This window comes from Halalkalibacter sp. AB-rgal2 (genome assembly GCF_041821005.1).
Taxonomy (GTDB): domain Bacteria; phylum Bacillota; class Bacilli; order Bacillales; family Bacillaceae_D; genus Halalkalibacter.
In genome coordinates, this window is the sequence record NZ_JBGUAV010000002.1 from 177,185 (window position 1) to 198,562 (window position 21,378).

Annotated in this window: 22 protein-coding genes and 1 riboswitch; of the genes, 4 read left to right on the forward strand and 18 right to left on the reverse strand. The window is 36.6% G+C overall.

From position 1 onward, the window contains the following. Positions 1–45: 45 nt before the first annotated feature. The 6 genes from ACERJO_RS02430 to ACERJO_RS02455 form a co-directional block, all read right to left on the reverse strand. On the reverse strand, positions 46–393 hold the full coding sequence (locus tag ACERJO_RS02430; protein WP_247105690.1) for a GNAT family N-acetyltransferase: 348 nt from the start codon (positions 391–393) through the stop codon (positions 46–48). A 188-nt stretch (positions 394–581) separates the two neighbouring features. Beyond that, positions 582–1,049, reverse strand: a complete 468-nt coding sequence (gene ribH, locus ACERJO_RS02435; RefSeq protein WP_247105691.1) for a 6,7-dimethyl-8-ribityllumazine synthase — start codon at positions 1,047–1,049, stop codon at positions 582–584. A 16-nt stretch (positions 1,050–1,065) separates the two neighbouring features. Next, positions 1,066–2,289, reverse strand: coding sequence for a bifunctional 3,4-dihydroxy-2-butanone-4-phosphate synthase/GTP cyclohydrolase II (locus tag ACERJO_RS02440; RefSeq protein WP_274169705.1), 1,224 nt, complete (start codon positions 2,287–2,289; stop codon positions 1,066–1,068). Positions 2,290–2,308: 19 nt separating this feature from the next. Next, positions 2,309–2,959 carry a riboflavin synthase gene (gene ribE, locus ACERJO_RS02445; RefSeq protein WP_373646447.1) on the reverse strand — a complete coding sequence of 217 codons (651 nt, stop codon included), beginning with the start codon at positions 2,957–2,959 and terminating at the stop codon, positions 2,309–2,311. 1 nt (position 2,960) lies between these two features. After that, positions 2,961–4,046: a bifunctional diaminohydroxyphosphoribosylaminopyrimidine deaminase/5-amino-6-(5-phosphoribosylamino)uracil reductase RibD gene (ribD, locus tag ACERJO_RS02450; RefSeq protein WP_373646502.1), complete on the reverse strand. Its 1,086-nt coding sequence runs from the start codon at positions 4,044–4,046 to the stop codon at positions 2,961–2,963. A 199-nt stretch (positions 4,047–4,245) separates the two neighbouring features. After that, positions 4,246–4,399, reverse strand: a riboswitch (FMN riboswitch). Between the two features lie 116 nt (positions 4,400–4,515). Continuing rightward, positions 4,516–5,622, reverse strand: coding sequence for an MGDG synthase family glycosyltransferase (locus ACERJO_RS02455; protein WP_373646448.1), 1,107 nt, complete (start codon positions 5,620–5,622; stop codon positions 4,516–4,518). Between the two features lie 184 nt (positions 5,623–5,806). On the opposite strand from ACERJO_RS02455, the gene ACERJO_RS02460 reads away from it, so the two are divergent. After that, a complete protein-coding gene (locus ACERJO_RS02460) occupies positions 5,807–5,971 on the forward strand; it encodes a hypothetical protein (protein ID WP_247105694.1) in 165 nt (54 codons plus the stop codon). A gap of 146 nt (positions 5,972–6,117) precedes the next feature. Here the strand turns inward: ACERJO_RS02460 and ACERJO_RS02465 are convergent, their stop codons facing one another. Then, a complete protein-coding gene (locus ACERJO_RS02465; RefSeq protein ID WP_247105695.1) occupies positions 6,118–7,002 on the reverse strand; it encodes a diacylglycerol/lipid kinase family protein in 885 nt (294 codons plus the stop codon). Positions 7,003–7,110: 108 nt separating this feature from the next. On the opposite strand from ACERJO_RS02465, the gene ACERJO_RS02470 reads away from it, so the two are divergent. Next, on the forward strand, positions 7,111–8,202 hold the full coding sequence (locus ACERJO_RS02470; protein ID WP_247105696.1) for a class II aldolase/adducin family protein: 1,092 nt from the start codon (positions 7,111–7,113) through the stop codon (positions 8,200–8,202). Between the two features lie 37 nt (positions 8,203–8,239). Continuing rightward, entirely contained in the window at positions 8,240–9,469 is a 1,230-nt protein-coding gene (locus ACERJO_RS02475) for a zinc-dependent alcohol dehydrogenase (RefSeq protein WP_247105697.1), read from the forward strand. A 241-nt stretch (positions 9,470–9,710) separates the two neighbouring features. On the opposite strand, the gene ACERJO_RS02480 is transcribed toward ACERJO_RS02475, so the two are convergent. After that, positions 9,711–10,007, reverse strand: coding sequence for a Dabb family protein (locus ACERJO_RS02480; protein ID WP_373646449.1), 297 nt, complete (start codon positions 10,005–10,007; stop codon positions 9,711–9,713). A gap of 105 nt (positions 10,008–10,112) precedes the next feature. Next, complete coding sequence (locus ACERJO_RS02485; RefSeq protein WP_247105699.1) at positions 10,113–10,493, reverse strand: hypothetical protein; 381 nt, start codon at positions 10,491–10,493, stop codon at positions 10,113–10,115. A gap of 154 nt (positions 10,494–10,647) precedes the next feature. On the opposite strand from ACERJO_RS02485, the gene ACERJO_RS02490 reads away from it, so the two are divergent. Continuing rightward, complete coding sequence (locus ACERJO_RS02490; RefSeq protein ID WP_373646450.1) at positions 10,648–11,664, forward strand: LLM class flavin-dependent oxidoreductase; 1,017 nt, start codon at positions 10,648–10,650, stop codon at positions 11,662–11,664. 60 nt (positions 11,665–11,724) lie between these two features. Here ACERJO_RS02490 and ACERJO_RS02495 read toward each other — a convergent pair whose 3' ends face one another. The 9 genes from ACERJO_RS02495 to ACERJO_RS02535 all read right to left on the reverse strand — a co-directional run bounded on the left by ACERJO_RS02495 (position 11,725) and on the right by ACERJO_RS02535 (position 21,297). Next, on the reverse strand, positions 11,725–11,985 hold the full coding sequence (locus ACERJO_RS02495) for a YciI family protein (RefSeq protein WP_247105701.1): 261 nt from the start codon (positions 11,983–11,985) through the stop codon (positions 11,725–11,727). An 86-nt stretch (positions 11,986–12,071) separates the two neighbouring features. Next, positions 12,072–12,854 (reverse strand): TerC family protein, encoded by a 783-nt coding sequence (locus tag ACERJO_RS02500; protein WP_247105702.1) that lies wholly within the window; start codon positions 12,852–12,854, stop codon positions 12,072–12,074. A 19-nt stretch (positions 12,855–12,873) separates the two neighbouring features. Beyond that, on the reverse strand, positions 12,874–13,158 hold the full coding sequence (locus ACERJO_RS02505) for a DUF1232 domain-containing protein (RefSeq protein ID WP_247105703.1): 285 nt from the start codon (positions 13,156–13,158) through the stop codon (positions 12,874–12,876). Positions 13,159–13,617: 459 nt separating this feature from the next. Beyond that, entirely contained in the window at positions 13,618–14,541 is a 924-nt protein-coding gene (locus ACERJO_RS02510) for a manganese-dependent inorganic pyrophosphatase (RefSeq protein ID WP_247105704.1), read from the reverse strand. A 279-nt stretch (positions 14,542–14,820) separates the two neighbouring features. After that, on the reverse strand, positions 14,821–16,092 hold the full coding sequence (locus ACERJO_RS02515; RefSeq protein ID WP_247105705.1) for a TraB/GumN family protein: 1,272 nt from the start codon (positions 16,090–16,092) through the stop codon (positions 14,821–14,823). Positions 16,093–16,281: 189 nt separating this feature from the next. After that, positions 16,282–18,765, reverse strand: coding sequence for a beta-mannosidase (locus tag ACERJO_RS02520; RefSeq protein ID WP_373646451.1), 2,484 nt, complete (start codon positions 18,763–18,765; stop codon positions 16,282–16,284). A gap of 339 nt (positions 18,766–19,104) precedes the next feature. Then, on the reverse strand, positions 19,105–19,554 hold the full coding sequence (locus tag ACERJO_RS02525) for an SMI1/KNR4 family protein (protein WP_373646452.1): 450 nt from the start codon (positions 19,552–19,554) through the stop codon (positions 19,105–19,107). Positions 19,555–19,556: 2 nt separating this feature from the next. Further along, a complete protein-coding gene (locus ACERJO_RS02530; protein WP_247105708.1) occupies positions 19,557–20,615 on the reverse strand; it encodes an FUSC family protein in 1,059 nt (352 codons plus the stop codon). A gap of 55 nt (positions 20,616–20,670) precedes the next feature. Continuing rightward, complete coding sequence (locus ACERJO_RS02535; protein WP_247105709.1) at positions 20,671–21,297, reverse strand: hypothetical protein; 627 nt, start codon at positions 21,295–21,297, stop codon at positions 20,671–20,673. Positions 21,298–21,378: the final 81 nt, after the last annotated feature.

Here is a 21,378-nt window from a genome sequence, read left to right on the forward strand (position 1 = left end):
AGGGCACCGAAAAGTTTGATTTCAACTTTTTCGGTGCCCTTGTTCTTAGGACTCCTCTTCTTCACAGGCGAGCATAAATGTTTTCGTTACATCAGTTGGCTTCAAGTCACAAGGAAGCATGAGTTTTAACTGTTCAAGCATCCTCTTTCCTATTCCTTCTTTACGGTGTGATGGATTAACAGAAATATGCCGCAAATACGCATCCCCATTCTCAATTGAAACACCTACTACGCCAACAATGTCAATCTCTTTCCAAACATACAATTTCCAACTCGAACTCTCTGCATACAAATCCATTGTCTGACGTAACTGTTTTAAATCTTTTTCGGTAGGCATGAAGGAGAGCAAACCCATTGCAATTTTTTGATGGCTTTTTTTATATGGTATTAGCATAATAAAACCTCTCAACACCTTATCTACTAAGCAATAAAAGTTGTATTCATTTTACTACATCTTGTAACAGTTTATCATAGTTATCTATGCTGCTACGCGGATCTTCCCGAAAAAAATGTTACAACTACATTACAGCCTATGCAAGAAAATTGAAAAAGGTAACACCAACCCTTTTTGAGAAACCTCTTTTATTCAAAGTTTTTCCCTAAATTGGCCATTTCAATTGCAGCTGTCGCAGCATCCCACCCTTTGTTACCTGCTTTCGTTCCAGCTCGTTCTACAGCTTGTTCAATTGTATCTGTCGTCAAAACTCCAAAGATGACTGGTTTACCTGTAGAAAGTGTTAATGACGATACTCCTTTTGCAACTTCACTGCAAACATAATCAAAGTGAGGAGTCGCACCTCTAATGACTGTCCCTAATGTAATAACGGCATCATAACGTTCTGAATCAAGCATCTTCTTTGCTGCAAATGGGATTTCAAATGCACCAGGTACCCAAGCAACATCAACATCTTCTTCTTTAACACCATGTCTCTTGAGAGCATCCTCTGCTCCACCTAATAATTTACTTGTAATAAACTCATTAAACCTTCCTACAACAATCCCTACTTTTAAACCAGTACCAACTAAATGTCCTTCAAATGTTTGTCCCATCTTGTATTCCCCCTCGTTACTTTTTAAAATGTAGCATATGTCCTAGTTTTTCAGATTTTGTCTTTAAATAACGTTCATTATCTTTGTTATGCGGTAATTGCAACGCCACACGTTCAACAACTTCTAAATCATACCCCTTTAAGCCCGTTATCTTACGTGGATTGTTCGTTAGAAGGCGCATTTGTCTAACGCCTAAATCACGTAAAATTTGTGCTCCAATACCGTAATCACGTAAATCCGGAGCAAAACCAAGCTTTTCATTTGCTTCGACCGTATCATAACCTTCTTCTTGTAATTTGTACGCTTTAAGTTTGTTTATCAAACCAATACCGCGTCCTTCCTGTCTCATATAAAGTAAGATTCCTTTTCCTTCTTCCTCTATTTGAGCAAGAGCTGCATGTAACTGTGGTCCGCAATCACAGCGATGAGAGCCAAACACATCGCCTGTTAAACATTCAGAGTGTACACGAACGAGCATAGGCTCTCCTTCAATAATGTCTCCTTTAACAATTGCAACACTTTCTTTCCCTTCAAGAACATCTGTGTAGCCAATTGCTTTGAAATCTCCAAAATCTGTCGGCAGCTTAATTTCAATTTCTCGTTTTACTAATTTATCTTTTTTACGACGATAACGAATTAAATCTTTGATCGTAATCATTTTTAACTGGTGCTCATCAGCAATAGCACGTAATTCAGGTACACGTGCCATCGTACCATCTGCATTCATAATTTCACAAATGACTCCTGCTGGTTTTGCACCTGCTAGACGAGCTAAATCGATCGCTGCTTCAGTATGACCTGCCCTTCGTAAAACGCCACCTTTTTTCGCTACTAGTGGGAAGATATGACCTGGTCGTTTGAAATGGTGCTTTTCTGCATGCTCATCAATAAGAGCTCTAACTGTAACCGCGCGTTCCTCGGCTGAAATGCCCGTTGTTGCTGTATAATGATCCACACTTACCGTAAATGCCGTACCGTGTGGATCTGTATTGTGATCAACCATCGAAACAAGATCAAGCGCTTGTGCTCGCTCCTCTGTAATTGGAGCACATACTAATCCACGACCATGAGTGACCATAAAATTAATAACTTCATCTGTTGTTTTTTCAGCAATTGCGACAAAATCACCTTCATTTTCTCGATCCTCATCATCACACACAATCACGACTCTACCCTGTTGTAAATCCTCTAATGCTACTTCTATAGAATCAAATATCATTTTCTCGTCAGCCTGACTCATTTATTCTCACACCCCTATCCTATTTGAAGCCATGTTCTACTAAGAAGCTGTCAGTTAATGATGAGTTGGGTCTTTTTGAATAACGTTTTGAAATAAAATGTTCAATATACTTTCCGACCATATCACACTCGATATTAACAATGTTGCCAACGTTTTTGCGACCTATTGTTGTTTCATCTAACGTATGTGGAATAATCGAGATCGTAAAACTACCTTCGTCTACTGCGAAAATTGTCAAGCTCGTACCGTCAACTGTGACTGAACCCTTTTCAATCATATATCTTCGTAAGTTCTCAGAAACACCAATACGATAATAAACTGCGTTGTGGTCCTGCTTCTTAGAAAGAATTGTACCAGTACCATCTACATGACCTGAGACGAAATGGCCACCAAAACGTCCATTAGCGCTCATAGCTCGCTCTAAATTTACTTTCGATCCATTCGTCATTCCTCTTAAACTTGTAGCTCTTACAGTCTCAGGCATTACGTCAACTTCGAATGATTGGTCTGTAAATTGAGTTACCGTTAAACAAACACCATTAACTGAAATACTGTCACCAAGCTGCACATCTTGCAAAACTGTTTTAGCTTGAATGGCCATCACCATCTCATCCCCTGATTGTCTAACATCTTTAATTGTTCCCACTTCTTCGATGATCCCTGTAAACATTTTAGTTTCCCTCCTTCAATCGAGAAATAATCTTAACATCGTCACCAACTCTAGAAACATCAATCATTTCAAGCACAAGTGCTTCCTCTACTTCTTGAAAGCCTTCTCCACCAATAGAGGTTGGAGCAAGTTTACCACCAAATAATTTAGGGGCAACATAAGTGATCACCTGATTGACAGCTCGCTCTTGCAAAAAGCTACCGTTAATCTCCGCACCACCTTCAACAAATACAGATAAAATTCCACGTTTCCCTAATTGCTGTAAGGTAGATTTAATAGAAAAATCTTTTATACAAATGACCGTTACGCCCTGTTCTTCTAAGTCCTTGCGTTTTTCAATTGGTGCTTGTTCTGTCGTTACAACCCAAGTAGGTGCTTCTTTATCTGTAACAAGCTTTGAATGAATTGGAAGTCGCAAATTCCGGTCTAAAACAACCCGGATAGGATTAATACCACCGTTTGGTAGTCTTGTCGTTAAGGATGGGTCATCTGCCAAAACAGTTCCAATTCCTACAAGTATCGCATCATGAGTATGTCGATATGTATGAACATCTAACCTTGCCTCTTCACTCGTAATCCATTTGCTTTTACCAGTTACGGTTGCAATTTTACCATCTAACGTAATAGCTGATTTTAACGTCACAAACGGGACCGCATATTTCATAAAATGAAAAAAGACATCATTTAATTGAATAGCTTCCTGCTTACATACACCTGTTATGACTTTAATCCCAGCTTGTTCTAAACGTTTAATACCTCTTCCAGAAACAGCTAGGTTGGGATCTACAGTAGCAATCACAGCTCGTTTAACCTTCTTCTCAATAATCAAATTTGCACAAGGTGGGGTCTTACCATAATGACTACATGGCTCGAGTGTGACATATATTGTCGCACCTTCTGCTTTATCACCTGCCATGCTTAATGCCTGAACTTCAGCATGACCTTCTCCAGCTTTTAAATGTGCCCCCATACCGACAATCGCTCCATCTTTCACAACAACTGAGCCAACCATAGGATTAGGTGATGTTTGACCTTTTGTACTTTCAGCCAATTTCAAAGCTAATTTCATATAGTCCTGATCATTCAACATCAATTCACCTCTCTTTTATCAGGAACTGCTTCTTAATTCTTACATTCCTACTAAAAAAAGCCCTAAGCAACATTGCTCAGGGCTTTTTAAGAGATCACGAAATAAACGTCAAAATGTTTATTTTTTGACGAGGACAGTTAAAAAAAGGTATACCTCCCCCTCTATAAAAAAGGGGTATGAATCCTTTTCTACTGCTTCGCTCCTTCTCCCATCCAGACTTTCACTGTCGGTCCCGGATTTGCACCAGGTCCACCGACTTCAAATACATGAAGCCGGGTCACGGACTAAGAAGTGAATGATTCACTTTCATCACCGCCGGTAGGGATTTTCACCCTGCCCCGAAGGAATATTTATACAATTAGGAATTCAAACATAGTTTGAATAATCGAATCATACCACTTAAATTTCAAGAAATCAAGAAATTTAACTCGACGGTCTTCATATAAATCCTGCTCCTAATATGACGTTATTCTTCAAGTAAAGATAATATTCTCTGGACAATATCATTCGCAGCATTAGGCTGCTTCAATTTACGAGCACTGTCTCTCATTTCCATTGAAAACTCATTTTCATACAAGACTTGTTTTAGTATTGCGGGTATATCTTTCTTATTATTAGCCTTCTTTGCAGCACCTACGTTAATAAGAAATTCAGCATTTTGCTCTTCATGCCCTGGCACAGGGTTATAAATAACGATTGGTGTTTCACAAGCTAGCGATTCAGCCATTGTCAATCCTCCTGCTTTAGAAAATATCGCATCGCTTGCTTTTAAATACAGTAAAAAATCATCCGTAAATTCTATTATGTTAATGTCATGTTTACTTTCAATAACTTCTATTTCCTTTTTCATTCTTCTATTATGACCAATCATACATAACAATTGAATGGGCTCTTCCAATGTATTTAAGGATGTAATCGCTTCTGTGTAATTCGTTAACCCCATACCTCCTCCAGCGATTAATAACACCTTTCTATTCTCACATATGCCCAAACGCTGTCTGCTGTCATATTTAGTTTTGTTCAATGACATATGACTTTTTATAGGTATTCCCATCGTAAAAAAGAGGTCTTCCTTTACATTATGGCGTCTCGCAAACTCTGACACGTTAGGATCTATTGTGAAATAAGCATCTATCTCTGGTCGGATATAAGCAGGGTGCAAAACAAAATCTGTAATGACTGTATAAAAAGGTACCTTTAACTGTCTTTGTTTTTTTAGTTGAGCTAAAAAAGCTGTTACAAAAGGATGAGTTGAAATCATAAAAGAACAGGATGAATGTTTCACGATATGATGTAATTGTCTAATAAATAACCTAGCAAACTGGTCTAAAAACAAATATAGTGGTACTTTTTCAGCTCTAAAATAAATATTTTGCCATATTAGAGGCTTCTTTTTCAATAAATGAAGATAACTTTTCAGCATACAACTATGAAGTACCGGACTAATTGAATAAAATGTATCTATAATTTTCGGTTGAAATCCTTGTTTTTCAAGTTCGTGTTGGAGAGCCATGGCCGCTTGATTATGTCCATGCCCGATCGATGCAGAAAAGATTAGTGGTTGAGGCTTCATATTTATTTCCCCTCTTTCCAAGATGACTGACACTAGATGTATGATAGTTATTTTTTGAACGTTAGAGAGGAATCATTCATCGTTATGAAAAATGGTTCATTTAAACATCTGTTTTTAAAATAAATTACATATTATTTCAATCATTTACCATACTATCTTTAAAATCAATGGAAGGATGAATGAAATGCAAAAATCTATGCACACCTTCAAAGAAATTTTAAAGGAAATCATTCTAAATTTTGTTCAACAAGAGTATGAGCATTTATTTAGTCGAAATGTTAATAATAAAGAAGGGATAAACGAACCGATAGATGATAATTGTTTTCTTATTATTAAGACTCCGAGCTAAAACATCGATTCTCTCTATTCAATTCTTCGATTTAAGGTGAACGAAGCTGAACAAAGCCGTAAGTGAGGTATCTTATGCTGATGCATGACAGAACCTCACTATTCGGATTTTTCTTTCATGAAACTCTTTTTTGCAATTACCCTTGATTATACAATGTTCAATGCTCCCTCTTTAATTTCCATACGAATAGGACTTTCCGAAATAATTTCTCCATCACTTTGAACTAAAACAGGTTTATCCGAATGAATAAAAACTTCTTTACCGGTTAAGACTTGAACATTTCTATGTAGGACATGCGTTCCATTATAAGCTCGTACAAATAATCGTATCAATCCCCATTTACTTAGTCCATGAACGATACAAATATTTAAAAGGCCGTCATTATTAACCGCTTGTGGACAAATACTTATTCCTCCCGCATAATTTGGTGCATTGGCAACTGCTACAAGCCAAACATCAGAAAGAGCGAACTTCTCTCCATTAACGGTTAACGATATCTTCGTAGGTTGATACGTTCTTAGAACTTCTAACATACTAACTACATAAGAAAAACCACCTAATCCAAAATGATTCAACCAACTCTTATATTTAGCCTCATTTGCAGTCTGTGCGACTTTTCCGTCAAACCCAACTCCTGTAACGGTCAAACAATAACGTTGGCCTAAGTGAAGTAAATCGACTTTTTTTTGATCATGAGAGAAAACACGTAATAATGCTTTTCGATATTGTAAAGGAATACCTAAACAGCGTGCAAAATCATTTCCTGATCCTGCAGGAATAACACCTAAAGGAATTTGTGTATACGCAAGTGCCGTTGCTACCTCATTAATCGTACCATCGCCACCTATCACGACAACGGCTTGTAACGAATGAGCTAGGAGCTCTTTTGCAATCTCGGTCGCGTGTCTTGGCCCTTTTGTAAAACGAACAACAAATGGTTTATTTTCTTCAGTCAATACCCTTTCTACTTTCTTCCATACTCGATTCCCTCTTCCATTACCAGAAGCTTGATTCACAATGAATCCATACATGAGATGCTCCTCCTAAAAAAATCAAAGTCTAATCTAGTGTATATTTTCGGCTATTATTGAGAATATTATCCATATGGTAAGAAACTTAATAATGATGGAGGTTAAACATTGAATACATTCACTTTCAGTAATATACCTAAAGATATATTTTCTAATTGGCTCATAGAAGGAATAAAACAGACCTTTTCTGCTAGAGGTTATACATCCTTAACGTCAACAGAAGAACATACAAAGCTTGTGTTCAATTTCGCTGATCCAAAAATGCCCGTTCCTTTTCGTAGAAATTCGCAAGGAACATTTGTCGTCTCAATTATTCAAACGGATCAATATCCTAAAGATATCCATAAGGAAGCGTATCCTTATTTAGTTCGCACTCTTTCTAATCATTTAATGTATATTGTTCATAGTCAAAAAAGGATACATCTATACTTTTTAACGCCTGAACAAGGTCTTTATACAATCACACACGATCGAAACGAATCAGAAGCTCGTTTTTTTCAGAAAGTATTCGATCGATTAGAACCATTAGCATCATCACAATTAATCATTAATAATGACTTTTATGAAAATCTACCCAAATCTTTATGGCATGGTGATGAAATAACCAATTCTTTAAGTCGTTCAGGAGAAAAGTTAGCGAAAATGAATCTCTTACCTGCCCCGTTCCCATTAGAGGAAGTGTTATCACACAGAGATATGAGGCATTTAAAGAAGTTATATGGGATTGGTGGCTTAAGCTACGGTAATTTAAGCGCGCGAAAAGACAGAGAAACATTTTGGATGAGTGCTAGTGGAATTGATAAGGCTAATATGAGAAATATTGGTCAAGACATTCTCTACATTTCCGGCTATGATCCAGAAAAAAAAGCAATGAAAGTTAGTATACCGCCAAACATTAAACCAAAGCGAGCATCAGTCGACGCCATTGAACATTGGATGATATATAAAGAGCACCCAAACGTAGGTGCTATCGTTCATATTCATGCTTGGATGGACGGTGTGCAAGCAACACAATTTAATTTCCCGTGTGGCACAATTGAGCTTGCGCAAACAGTAGCAGATCTCGTTAAACAATCAACTGATCCAACACGTGCAGTTATTGGATTAAAAAACCATGGTTTGACTATTACTGGGAGAAGCCTTGAAGATATATTCGAGCGAATTGAAGGTAAGGTGCTCCCGCAAGTACCAATGCTTTAACTATAACTAACTTTATATGAGAAAAGCAGGTGTGACCATGAAAGCACTACAATTCGATCTAAACATTCCAAAATACGTATTTTCTAAAGCGATCGGAAAAATGAACTCAGCGCTTTTTATTGATTCTCCCTTTTCCTGTCTCCAGCTGAAGGATTTAGAAAGACCCAAATTACCAAATAATGACTGGGTTGAAGTAAAAATAAAGTACGGAGGAATTTGTGGAAGCGACCTTAATTTAATCTATTTAAATGACAGTCCATCCACCTCACCATTCGTCTCCTTTCCTTTTACGATGGGACATGAGCTGGTCGGAACTATTTCTAAAGTTGGTACGAACGTTGAAAATATCTCGAATGGTCAACGTGTCGTTATTGACCCTGTTCTATCTTGTGAGGCGAGAAACATAGCACCAAGCTGTGAGGAATGCAGTAAAGGTAATTATAATCTGTGTGAGCATATGAATAATGGCATTATTTCTCCAGGGTTATTAACTGGCACTTGTAAAGATACTGGTGGTAGCTGGGGAGGTTATCTTGTCGCCCATAAAAGCCAAATTATTGCTCTGCCTGATACGATTAATGATGAGAATGGTATATTAATTGAACCATTCAGTTGCGCCTTACATGCGGTTCTACGTAATAAACCAAAAGTAACTGATACAGTAATCGTTATTGGCGCAGGAGTGATTGGATTATGTGTCATTGCTGCCATTCGAGCATTAAAGATTAACTGTAAAATAATCACGCTCGTTAAACATCCATTCCAAGCTGAATTAGCTAATCATTTCGGCTCAAATGAGGTAGTCTTTCTGTCACGTCAACATGATTACATTTATAAAGCTGCAAAGTCATGTGATGCGACTGTTTTAAAACCAATTATAGGTAGTCCCATTGTGAATGGTGGAGCTGATATAATATACGAATGCGCTGGAAACCCCAAAAGTTTACAGGATTCGTTTCGTTTCGCTCGAAAGGGAGGTAAAGTGGTTCTCATTGGCTTGGCTAGCTTCATAGAGAAATTAGATATGACGATGATTTGGCTCAATGAACTCGAAATAAAAGGGAGCTTTGCTTATAGTAGTGACTCTTTTCAAGGGAAACAACGGAAAACATTAGAGATCGCTGTAGAATTATTGAAAACGAATGAGTTAGATTTGTCTCCTTTACTTACCCACAAATTTCCTTTAGAGAACTACCGCGAAGCATTGTTCACCGCTGGGAATAAACATAAAGAAAAAGCGGTTAAAGTCGTATTTGAACCAAGTTAAACAAAAAAGTACATATTAAAAACACTGAAAAAGTTTGATTTTAAATTTTTTTGGTGTTCTTTCAGCAATGTACGAAACCGTTGTCTGTATTGAAAGCTTGATACGAGCGGGTTTCTCGTATCAAGCGAGCAATGAGTGAAGCCATTGCTAATCAAATCAAAAACACTGAAAAAGTTTATTTGTACTTTTTCAGTGGTCTCTAACATATTAGCTTATTTAGCAGCATGTACTGTTTTTCACCCTAATCCACTTCAATATCAGCACCTATACTATCTATTTTACCAATTTCATTTATGTAAGATGCAACTGCTTTATGCTCAGCATTTATGGAATAAGCTTCTAATGATGCTTGATTTTGAAAACGCACATTTAATATCACTTGATACTCTTGATTTCTTGGTGAAATATTACGGCCAGCTTGTAGATCAACAATTCCATCAAGATGATCTTTTAATGATTTAAAACGTTTAATAACCTCATTAAGTTGCTCTTCCGTCGTTTTGTCTGAAAATTGTAATAATACAGTGCGATTAATCATATACATTCTCCTTTTTATCTTCAATACACTAAACATTTTACACAACTTTTTCAACAAGAGCTACAAAAAAGTACCGAACGATATGTTCAGCACTCTTTTCAATGATTATCTAAAAATAGCAGACCCTAATTGGTAATACATCCATGGCCAAAAGCCAACGCCAGTACCTGGCTGACCTGGGAACCCTGGATATGGCGGGCGTGGTGGCTGTGGCTGCCACGGTCCCGGCGGGCGTCCTGGACGTGGTGGAACAGGTCCATAATAAGGGCTAACGCCAATCAAATCACTATTGTGAACTTGAATAAATTGCGGTTGATAACGAGGGGGAGCATACATAAACATCGACACCATGCCTGTACGGCGGTTGAAACCTGTAATATAGGCAACTACTTGGCCATATGTCGGAATAGAGGTTGTAACCCACTGATTGACATATTGCGAAATAACTGTTGGTGGTAAATACTGAACGGATGGTCCTTCAAACATTAAACTACCTCCCTTGAAAGCTTTTCACGTTAGTATATGGAAGTCATGAGGTATAGGTGAATACCTTTATCCTAATTCCTTAAGCATTTTATTTTGATATACGAAATATCCCTGCTAAAATGGTTTCAGATCTATAGAAAGAAGTGAACAAAAAATGAGATATTCTATTCGCTATTCTGTGCTTGACTTAGCGCCGATAAATGAAGGACAAAGTGCAAGTGACTCTTTTAAACATTCAGTTGATTTAGCTACACATACGGAAAAATGGGGCTACCACCGCTTTTGGTTAGCTGAACATCACAATATGCCTGGTATCGCAAGTGCCGCTACTTCCGTATTAATTGGCCATATTGCCCAAGTAACATCTTCCATTCGTGTTGGATCCGGAGGGATCATGCTTCCAAACCATTCACCACTCGTTATTGCTGAGCAATTTGGTACTTTAGAATCTTTATTTCCAGGTCGAATTGACCTCGGTTTAGGGAGAGCACCCGGAACAGATCAAATGACAGCTCAAGCACTTAGAAGAGGAAACCGGATAGGCGGTCAAGATTTCCCCGAGCTTTTAACTGAATTGCGATCATATTTTAATCCTTCAATAGAACCTGAGTACCGAAAAGTACGAGCATTTCCAGGAGAAGGACTAGACATTCCAATTTGGTTGTTAGGGTCTAGTGATTTTAGTGCAAGGCTTTCAGCTGAACTAGGCTTACCTTTTGCCTTTGCTAGCCATTTTTCACCTGAAAACACAGTGCCAGCATTGCGTTTATACAAAGATCACTTTACTCCTTCTAATAAACTTGACAAACCTTATGCAATGGTAGGTGTAAATATTATTGTTGCTGATACCGATAAAGAAGCAGATTTTTTAAGTTCGTCATTAGTCCGATCCTTTTTAAACCTTATTCGAAATAAACCATCTAAGCTCCAACCACCAGTTGAGGAAATTCGAGAATCCATCCAGCCTCATGAGGAAACCGTTTTAGAGCGGCAATTAGGTTCCTCCATTATAGGAAGTCCCGAGACCGTAAAAGAGAAGCTTCTTGACTTTATTAAAAAAACAGAAGCCGATGAAATCATTGTTCACACACAAATATATGATCATGCTGCAAGACTTCGATCATTTGAATTAACTGCTGACATCTTAAACGAGATTAATAATATTGGTTAAATCCATCAAAAAAAGTATGCCCTAAAGGCTGAGCGACCTTTAAGGGCATACCATTTTCATTTACCTTGTCATGTTCCATTCATGTAATTCAAGACGCCGAACACCTAACTTCACATATGGATCCTCATTTGCTAATAATTGCGCTTCGTCAAAATGATTAGCCTCATAAATAACCATACCACCATTTCCATCTACAAAAGGACCTTTTGCGAATACATTTCCTTGCTCTTCAAGTGTCTTTAAATAATCTAAATGACTTTGCCGGTGCTTCGCATTTAATTCTGGCTTTGCCATATGTAAAATCGCTGCAAAATAGGCCATCACATTCACTCCCACTATATCTATTTAAATTTGGATATGCTCACCTTTACGATGAGAACTTCTCTCTCTCAATCATAACATGCTCATTATGAGGCTGTTTGTTTTTTTTCTTCACTTACTTTCTTTTCTTTAGATAGAAACCAACCAGCCAAAGCAATAGCAATCAAAACGAGATAAAAAGTTATTTTCCACTCTGTTGACTCTGCGAATGTTTCAGGTAATACATCTAAGGCAGGGTGACAAAGCGTATAAACAGCAAGCTTCACTCCTACCCAGCCAACAATAACAAAAGCGGCAACTTCTAAACCAGGTCGTGCATGTAACAAATTCACAAATATGCCTGCTGCAAAACGCATGATAACTAACCCTATAAATCCCCCCAAGAATATGACAATGAATTTCCCTCCATCTATACCACCTATTGGCGGTAAAGCTGTATCTGGTAAAACCATCGCTAACGCAACAGCCGCCAATATAGAGTCTACTGCAAAGGCAATATCAGCAATTTCAACTTTTAATACTGTCACCCAAAATCCAGATTTTTTTGTTTTTACTTGCTGTATAGAATCTTCTTGTCTCTTTATCATAAATTTTCGAAATAAATGATTACTAGCAATAAATAGTAAGTAAAGAGCGCCGATTGCCTGCACCTGCCATACCCCTACTACAAATGAAATCATAAATAAAGAAGCTAAACGAAAAACAAAAGCACCAGCTAAACCATAGAACAAAGCTTTTTTACGTTGCTTTTCTGGCAAATGCTTCACCATAATCGCCAAAACTAAAGCATTATCGGCTGCCAACAAGCCTTCTAGTACGATTAGAACAAGCAACACCCAACTATATTCTAATAAAATGGACCACTCCATATGTAACCACTCCTCCTCATTAATTCGCTTTTAATAATCGATGCTTCTTTTTTAAAGTATCCGGTGCTACAGCGATCATTCGATTTATAATAAAAGTGATGATAATAAAATCATCTACAAAGCCAATGACTCCAAGATAATCTGGTATTAAATCAAAAGGAATAAATAGATACAATAGAATCGCTATCGTCCCTATGACCTTATAGGAATTCTTTACTTCATTTGATAAATAGAAATCTTTCATAAAAGGAATAAATCTCCACAGTTTTAACATAAATAGCATTTTTTTAAAGAAACGTTTCATTATGTGATCCACCTCCAAATCGTATATACTAAACCTCTTATCATAACTTCCACAGTCACTCTCTTTCCATTTCATCCAATCTCTTTAAGTTCTTTAAGCACAAAAAGAAAAGACCCTTACCATTAGGTAAAGGTCTAAAAAAGCACAGAAAAAGACCCTTACTGTAGCGTAAAGGTCTTGCTAACAACAAATATGCAAGTTGCCAATAATACCGAGAGTCTGCACTCTGTAATGACGACATTATTGTAAAAGCTACTCCCCTTTAGGAAGATATGTAATTTAATAGATATATCATACCGAAATAAGTATACAATGTCAATCCTATAATAAAACGGTAGGATTCGACCTAGAACTCGTTTACTAAAGCTCACTAAGAAAATCATGGAGTTGAGCCACCAAAAAATAAAAAATCAAACTTCTCACCTTTGCGAGCTTCTTCTTAGTGAGCACCATTGTCTCTTAGAATGCAGCCGTTAACACGGGTACAACTTGTTTCTTACGTGAAACTACACCTTCAAGTAATGCTTTATTATCTTGTAAAGAAACATTAAATGCTTTCTCAACGGCTGATTGAGCTTGTCCAACGGCTAAACCAACTGAGTCATTATTCAGAATATCCGTTACAACAAGTAAAAATAAATCTAAATTCTTTTCATTCACAACAGATTGAATTTCTGTTTCTAACTCAGCTTGACGTGCAAATACATCATCCGTATCTACTGTATTCACTTGTGCAATTTCAACCTTTTTGCCATTCATTTCAAATTCTTTTGCATCTAGTGTGATAAGATCTTTCGCCGATTTATCACTAGTGTCAGCACCCGCTTTTAACATGTCTAATCCGTAATTCTCTGTATTAACTCCTGCAATTTCAGCTAACTCACGAGCAGCTTTAACATCTTCTTCCGTACAAGTTGGTGATTTAAAAAGAAGAGAATCAGAAATAATCGCAGATAACATGAGGCCTGCAATTTCTTTCTTAACGTTCACACCATTTTCCTTATACAGTTTATTTAATATCGTTGCTGTACAACCAACCGGTTCTGCACGATAATATAGGGGATCGCTCGTTTCAAAATTTGCGATTCGATGATGATCAATGACTTCTAAGACACGAACCTGATCAATATCATTCGCACTTTGTTGTTTTTCGTTATGATCAACTAAAATAACTTCATCCACCTCACTGGATACATTCTCTACTAGACGAGGTGCTTCAACATTAAATTGTTTTAACGCATAATTCGTTTCACCATTTGTGTCTCCAAGCCTAACTGCCTCTACATCTAATCCTAATTGCTTCTTCAGTTCAGCATAGGCAATGGCAGAACAGATCGTATCTGTATCAGGATTCTTATGCCCAAAAATAAAAACTTTTCCCATAGTTCCACTCCTCAAATCGTAATATTTCAATCTTTTTCAGTTCCAAAATCATTTTATCGTAAAATTCCCAATAAGAAAAGTAGGATATTACGTTTTTCATACAACCCCAAACATAAAAAGGAAAAAGAAGCTAGGACATAAGCTTTCTCACACATGAGCAACATAACAAGTCATAGCGGCGCAAATAAGCCACTCCTGAAATATACTTACCTACCGTATTCGAGATGTTCGGATGCTCTGCTAAACACTTTTGTTGTGTCCTAGCCTCTTCTATAAAGTTTAGTCTACTAGCAAATGGTTAACGCGATAACCTTTGTCTTCTAACAATTCCGTTATATTCCCGTTACCAATTAAATGCAGGGTATTCACAACGACAAAAGTAGTCACTTCTTGCTCTTCCTTGAGAATTTCTTCTAATTTTTCTGTCATTTGTTGATCACGTTTTTCCACCAATGCTAATGAAAAAGGACTCGTATCTAGATCTCTATATTTTTGGCTATCTCGTAATCCAGCCAATTCTTCAGCTTGTGATGTCACCCACATCGTTTCCAAGTTAGAACGAACTTTTCCGGAGTCTTGAATACTATTCAATGTTTGCTCTAATAAACGTTCTTGTTGTTCTAAATCGATTTCATTACTTAAAATCATTTGATCTTTGAAATGCTCTAAGCTCATGACAGGCTTTTGTGCTTCTTCGGCCTTCATTAGAAAATATTGGTCAATACTTTTTCTATTTGAGTACCCATAATTTTCAATTAATATGGATTGAAGCATGTCAGCCACTGCCCAAGGCTTGAATCTCGTAATCGCTTCTTCTTCTAATTCATAGTTGCCTATAAATGAAATTAAATCATCATACAATTCTGCTGAAATATGGTTTTCTAATGAAGTACCATCATTATAGACTCCTAGCTCAACCATCGCTTGCATAATGGCTACTTCATCTTTTTCATTTACATTCACGACAAAAGCAACTTGATCTGATTGATTAAATGCATCTTCAATTTCAGGATGCAAAGGAAATAGCTCATCACTATTTATATGAATCGAGCCAAACAAATAAATTTTGCTGTTATTATTTTCTACTTCAAATAATAATCCTTTTGAAAAAATCTGCTCATCATCATCATCATAAAGCACTTCTACATCATTTTCTAGTAATGCTTGAATAACGCTTAGGTCATTGGAACCTTCAGAACGATCAATTGAAACTCCTTCCAAGTTAACAACTAAAAGGTTAGGTAACGCAAGTAATGGTTCTAAGCTCTCTAGTTCATTTCCAGTTAGAATGATTTCTTCCAAACCTTCTAGAACGTCAATCCCCTCAAGATTAGCAATTCCGTAATCTGACAAATCTAACTTTTTTATTGCATGTAATTCATTTTTGAATGAGCTATCCGTATTCGCTTCTTCACTGATCATCTTATCTATTAAATTTTCTAGCCTTTCATCTTGAAATGATAAATTAGGTTGTATGGTATTTATACTTTGACAGGCTACCAAACCTGACAAAACGAATAGAATCACCATTGATACGATGAGATTTCTCACGTTATCCTCCAGTTAATTAGAATACTTTTATTTCTAAGTCATTTTTTCACCACTTTTGATCATACCATTATTATGCTTGTTATAAAAGAGTCATACGAAATGATCATTAGTAACTAAAAACCACTGGAAAATGGTTGAATTTCCACCTTCCAATGGTCTTTTTAATGAACACTATCATCTCATCGTGTTTTATTTTATATGATCTAACATCGAACTCACATGAAGCGTGTCTAAGCGTTTCGGAACAAAGCTTTGTTTACCGATCTCTTTAAACGTTATAACCTTTGTTTCACCTGGTAACAAATCAAAATAATTATCTGTAAATATACCTTCTTCTTCTGCTTCAAGGTATACATTTTTCGCCAATACGTTTGATGTTAATGCAAATTCCGAATCACTTAATCGTTTCACTTTAACTTCTGGATCAACTAACTGTAGATCTTTACTGTGTACAAAGTAATGCTCCTTCACATCAATAATTCCTTTGTCAGTTATAAGCTTCGCGACTAGAACAATATCATTTCGCTCATATTCTTTAATGAAATCTTCAATCGTTACTGAATATATATTTTGAGCTGTATTACCTTTAACCTTTACATCTCGCGTTGTTGAAAAGATAGTTTCCCCATCAAACTTCATTACGTGCAAGTCCAATGTACCAAGCACATCTTCAATGCTATCGGAAATTAAATGAATATGGACCTTTTCCTCATCCGTTCCATCTATCGATAACACTACATCTTTGAAGCTTTTCTTGACAAAATAATGTAATGCTTTCCATCGACCATAATAGTCCATACTAGACCAAGATGCGACAGGCCAACAGTCATTCATTTGCCAATATAATGTGCCCATACAAAATGGTTTATGACGACGATGTGCTTCAATCGCACTTTTAATTCCTTCGGCTTGCAAAACATGGCTCATATATAGAAAAGATGGGAAATCTTTAGGCTCTGGTAAATACATATCCATATATTGCTTAATCAGGAAATTTCCATCTCCATTTTTTTGATGGTGTAGCATTACGTCAGACTCCCACGCTAATTGATTATCAGGTGTATAGGACTTGACTGTTTTCAGTTCGGGAAATGATTGAAATCCATATTCACTCATATAGCGTCCAACATGTGTGTTATATTCGCTGAAAGGCTTTTGCATATGCCACACTTCCCAGTAGTGGATATCCCCCTTAGTTGATGTCGTCGTTGCATGCTGATCTTCATTGTTTGTAATAGCTTGCATCGGTGATGATGGCCAGTAAAATACATCGGGTGCTAAGCTTTCAACAACACTTGGAAGCAACTCATGAAAGATCGCTTCATAATCACTCCAAATTTTCTCACGTTGTTCATTCGTAAAATCTTGTTTCCATCCCCAACCTGCATCTTCAACAAAGTGTGCCCACGCTGAATCGATTTCATTGTTTCCACACCAAATCGCCATACATGGATGATTACGCAAGCGTTTTACTGTATCAATAGCCTCGGCTTTCACACTAGCTAAAAATTCAGTATTCCCTGGGTACATACTACAAGCAAACATGAAATCTTGCCAAACTAAAATACCGTGTTCATCACAAAGTTCATAGAAAGCGTCATATTCATAAATACCCCCACCCCAAACTCGAAGCATGTTCATATTCGCCTCAGTAGCACTGACAATTTCATGTTTATAACGGTCATACGTTACTTCTGTTACAAAGCTATCATTCGGAATATGATTAGCTCCTTTTGTGAAAATGGGTACTCCGTTCAACTCAAAATAAAATGACTGACCACTTGCATCATTTTCTCTAATGACGTTGATCGTTCGTAATCCTGTTCTTACAGTTTTTTCTGCCACAATTTTTTCAGTTTGTTCGCATGATAGCGTAAAAAAGTAAAAATGCTGTTCCCCTAATCCTCTTGACCACCATAGCTTAGGATTCTCAATAGTTAAAGGTATTTCTAATTGATTCAACCCTTTATAGAGTGTTACGTATTGTTCAATTGAAATTCCGTCAGTCGTTAATTTTAATGTTCCTTCCCATGAATCATTTGCTTCTATATCTATCATTGCCGTTACGCGAGCAGCGCTTTTACTTATCTCATCTTGGCGAATATATAAATCAGTTATGTGGAGTTCTTCCCACGCAACTAGCTTAACTTCTTTCCAAATACCACTTGTCACAAAACGTGGTCCCCAATCCCAGCCATAATGATAAGGTGCTTTACGAGCAAATATACTTACTCTTTTGTCGCCTAATTCACCATCTTCGGAATGGTCATTTGCTGCTGGCAATTGATAACCCAATTGTTCAAGCTTAGGAAGATCTTCTTTTATCGGCGAACGAAAATAAACACGTAATTTATTTTCACGTTCCTTCACATACTTTTTAACATCCACCTTCCATGTACGGAACATATTATCCGCAGACAAAATATGCTCATTGTTTAGGTATACTTCAGCATACGTATCCAATCCTGCAAACTCCAGTTCTACATGCTGAGCATTCACTAATTGTGGATCTAGATCAAATGTCGTAGCGTATTCCCAATCTTTTTTATCAATCCATTGAATACCTAGCTCATTCTTCCCATAAAAAGGGTCTTCTATCTTACCATTTTTTATTAAATCTGTATGAACACAGCCAGGGACATGAGCAGGCAGCCAGTACTTATCCTCGCTCATTTTAAATTTCCAATCAGTTAGCAGTTTTGAACTTCTCCTTATACTCAAGTAAAAATCGCTCCCTTTCAAACAAATGAATGCGAGTCTGTTGAAGTCGCAAGCTTGCTTGTTAGTTTAGTTATTTTATTGTTAGTTAATTATAAAATAATATCTTCACAATGTAAATGAATTAATAAAGTAATTATATCAATCTTATAACCTAACAAATTGTTAACAACTTCATTATTACTCTCACTAAAATATCGCAAGCTATTTTTTAGCTTATATAATACGAGAAACTGCCTCTAAGTTTTTCCTTAGAGGCAGTTTCTCTTCATTAATTTGTAAAGTATCTAATCGTTATTTTTTCATCAAACGATTAATAAATTTTGAGAATGATTGAGCTAATTCTATTTGTTCCCATATGCCATTTTCATCTTGTATTAAATAAACAATCGTCGGTTCTTCCTGTCGATAATCTAAGGCAATCCATGCATCCAAATCGCCCGTTAACAACACCAACTCCTCAGGTAAATCACATTGTTCTAAAAATATTCGTGACATCCCGACTCCACTCTCTTCATCTAATTCGAACAAATAAGGAACAATTATTGCTTCACCATCTTCAAATACAAAATAACGGTATACTAAATCACCACCATTTTGTTTTTTCATTAAATTGATATACGATTGAGGTAAGCTATACCCTAATTGTTGTTCTACCTTCTGTATGGTCGTTTCGTTAAGCTGCGAGCCTGGTTTGTATACACTTCTCCTTGACCAAAAGTGTACACCGTCATATATGTCCATTCCTATTTCATTCCCTTCATTTGCTTTTTCTTATTTTCCAGTTTAGTAATCTCTTTTAATTCATCATCAATAGACAAAAGAACGAACAGAATCATCTTTTCATTTGAAAATGGATGATTCTCTTCTCTTGTTTTAACGGAAGAGCTCGCCTCTTCTGATTCCCAAAAGGCTTGTTCAATATAGTGGATATGATTTAAGTAGCTATCCTTAACTCGTTCTGAAGGAAAATTTAACCTTTCTATGATTAATTTCATTACTGCTTTCAGTTCGATTAAATCGGCCTCATTCGTTCGAAATGATCCGTATGGTATCGTTAATAAATGACCAATATAATAATGAATCTGCTGGATATGCTCGAGCTTACTACGTTCGATAATATAGTATCGTTGTTCTTTGATCGAATGGCGATGATATTTCCATTCGTCTTTTTGATATTGACATAGCAACTCATTTCTTGATAATGATGCTGTCAATTCTCTGTAGGCCCCTTTTCTATTTGAGTTATGATATTTCCTCTGTTCGATAAGGTCATTTATTTGATGTTCCAATAAAATAGCTAAACGTTGCAATAATTCTTTGTTTCGTTTGCTTATATCTTTCAAAAAATGAGCAGGCAGGATTGTTAAATTGACTAGCGTTGAGACAAATAAGCCAATTGTTGTTGTACCCGCTCTTTCTACAAATGAAAGGAAATATTGATCATGACTAATCGGAATCATCGCAACAGCTGTAATCGTTGCAATCAGCGCACCGTCGTCTAGTTTTAATTTATGACAAACATAGATTGTGAAAAATGCCGCTAATGTATATGTAATTGGGGTTTGTCCGAATAAAAACGTGAATGTCATTGAAAGCGCAGCTCCAATTAACGCTGCTGGAAAGCGCACAGCTCCTTTTTTAATGGATGCCGCTGCCGTCGGTTCAATGGTGACAATCGCAATAATAACGGCAAACACATAAGGTAAATGAAGAAAATGACATACGGTAGCTGTTATAAAAACAGCTACCGCGGTTTTGATTATACGCTCACCTACTATTTTTTGCTTTTGAAAAACGTTCATATCATCTGCTCATTTCTATCTTTTCATTCCTTTTAGTATAGCATAATATGAAATTTTATTGAGTATTGCTTAAATAATTGACCACTTCTTGCTGTTGACGGTTCGTTCCGAACGCATTTGTAACTCCCCATACTCTATCGACTTGTCTTTCATTAATAGATGCATCTAAATCATGAAAAATTCGATGAATATAGCGAATCGACATTCGGTCACCCGCTTCAGCTACTCGAACAAATTGTTCTGCGCTCATCATGTCGTTCACAACTAAAGAATGATCAAACCCTTCTTCGTACAGCCATTGAATATCATCCTTCAATTGTAACCACTGCTTACTCTCAACCAGTTCTTCAAAACTTAACACTTCTGCATTTCCCCAACCTGCTAATTCATTTAAATATTCGTGCTGCTTAGCAATTAATTCGTTCGCTACTTCTTCTTGACCTTCTTGATAAGCAATTTGTACATCTGTTTCAATATAATCAATGTTTATATTTGTTAATTCAATATCATCTTTCTCCCTATCATCTTGAACAGCTTCTTCATCTTTTTTTGCATCTTCTTCAAGGTTGTTATTCGCCACTTCCACATCGGCTTCTTCTTCATTAAATAAAAAAAAGTAAAAAAACACAGAAGCAACTATAAAAAAAGTAAAAATAATGATATATTGCCATTGCCTTCTCACGTATCTCTCATCCTCTACTGATTATTTACATTTATTTAAAATATTACTAGTTCTATAAATATAATACAATTAGACCTATAT

Excerpts from the sequence above, each read along its gene's own strand:
- ACERJO_RS02490 (WP_373646450.1), top strand. The coding sequence starts at position 10,648 with ATGAGATATTCTATTCGCTATTCTGTGCTTGACTTAGCGCCGATAAAT.
- ACERJO_RS02525 (WP_373646452.1), bottom strand. The coding sequence starts at position 19,554 with ATGGACATATATGACGGTGTACACTTTTGGTCAAGGAGAAGTGTATAC.
- ACERJO_RS02465 (WP_247105695.1), bottom strand. The coding sequence starts at position 7,002 with ATGTATGGATTCATTGTGAATCAAGCTTCTGGTAATGGAAGAGGGAAT.
- ACERJO_RS02530 (WP_247105708.1), bottom strand. The coding sequence starts at position 20,615 with ATGAACGTTTTTCAAAAGCAAAAAATAGTAGGTGAGCGTATAATCAAA.
- ACERJO_RS02455 (WP_373646448.1), bottom strand. The coding sequence starts at position 5,622 with ATGAAGCCTCAACCACTAATCTTTTCTGCATCGATCGGGCATGGACAT.
- ACERJO_RS02480 (WP_373646449.1), bottom strand. The coding sequence starts at position 10,007 with ATGATTAATCGCACTGTATTATTACAATTTTCAGACAAAACGACGGAA.
- ACERJO_RS02505 (WP_247105703.1), bottom strand. The coding sequence starts at position 13,158 with ATGAAACGTTTCTTTAAAAAAATGCTATTTATGTTAAAACTGTGGAGA.
- ribH (WP_247105691.1), bottom strand. The coding sequence starts at position 1,049 with ATGGGACAAACATTTGAAGGACATTTAGTTGGTACTGGTTTAAAAGTA.
- ACERJO_RS02500 (WP_247105702.1), bottom strand. The coding sequence starts at position 12,854 with ATGGAGTGGTCCATTTTATTAGAATATAGTTGGGTGTTGCTTGTTCTA.
- ACERJO_RS02520 (WP_373646451.1), bottom strand. The coding sequence starts at position 18,765 with ATGAGCGAGGATAAGTACTGGCTGCCTGCTCATGTCCCTGGCTGTGTT.
- ACERJO_RS02475 (WP_247105697.1), top strand. The coding sequence starts at position 8,240 with ATGAAAGCACTACAATTCGATCTAAACATTCCAAAATACGTATTTTCT.
- ACERJO_RS02430 (WP_247105690.1), bottom strand. The coding sequence starts at position 393 with ATGCTAATACCATATAAAAAAAGCCATCAAAAAATTGCAATGGGTTTG.
- ACERJO_RS02485 (WP_247105699.1), bottom strand. The coding sequence starts at position 10,493 with ATGTTTGAAGGACCATCCGTTCAGTATTTACCACCAACAGTTATTTCG.
- ribE (WP_373646447.1), bottom strand. The coding sequence starts at position 2,959 with ATGTTTACAGGGATCATCGAAGAAGTGGGAACAATTAAAGATGTTAGA.
- ACERJO_RS02460 (WP_247105694.1), top strand. The coding sequence starts at position 5,807 with ATGCAAAAATCTATGCACACCTTCAAAGAAATTTTAAAGGAAATCATT.
- ACERJO_RS02440 (WP_274169705.1), bottom strand. The coding sequence starts at position 2,289 with ATGAGTCAGGCTGACGAGAAAATGATATTTGATTCTATAGAAGTAGCA.
- ACERJO_RS02495 (WP_247105701.1), bottom strand. The coding sequence starts at position 11,985 with ATGGCCTATTTTGCAGCGATTTTACATATGGCAAAGCCAGAATTAAAT.
- ACERJO_RS02510 (WP_247105704.1), bottom strand. The coding sequence starts at position 14,541 with ATGGGAAAAGTTTTTATTTTTGGGCATAAGAATCCTGATACAGATACG.